The organism is Paraburkholderia sp. SIMBA_053, assembly GCF_046534895.1.
Lineage (GTDB): Bacteria > Pseudomonadota > Gammaproteobacteria > Burkholderiales > Burkholderiaceae > Paraburkholderia > Paraburkholderia caledonica.
Genome location: NZ_JAWRXU010001797.1, coordinates 1 through 233, shown reverse-complemented (window position 1 = coordinate 233; position 233 = coordinate 1). Strand labels below are relative to the sequence as shown.

The following is a 233-nucleotide window of genomic DNA, read 5'->3' as shown; positions in this document are numbered from 1 at the left end:
ATCGCGTCCTTCTGCGCGGCGTTCAGACAAGTGCCGTCGCGCACGTTGCTGGAGCAGGTCGGCACGTCGTTGGCAAGGCTGAAGTTCGCCTGACACGCGTTGATGTCGTGCACCATGCCGTCTGCGACGCCGTCGAGCGCATCGCACTTCGCGACGATTCTCGACGCCACCAGTTGCCGCTCGGCAGCCGTACAACCCGTCTTGATGTCGGGCTGACCGTTCGTCGTCGTTGC

The 233-nt window shown here is 63.9% G+C and carries 1 protein-coding gene; it reads right to left on the bottom strand.

The genetic code is table 11. From position 1 onward, the window contains the following. A partial coding sequence (locus SB753_RS41715; protein WP_410805772.1) for a tannase/feruloyl esterase family alpha/beta hydrolase occupies positions 1-233 on the bottom strand: 233 nt, incomplete at both ends.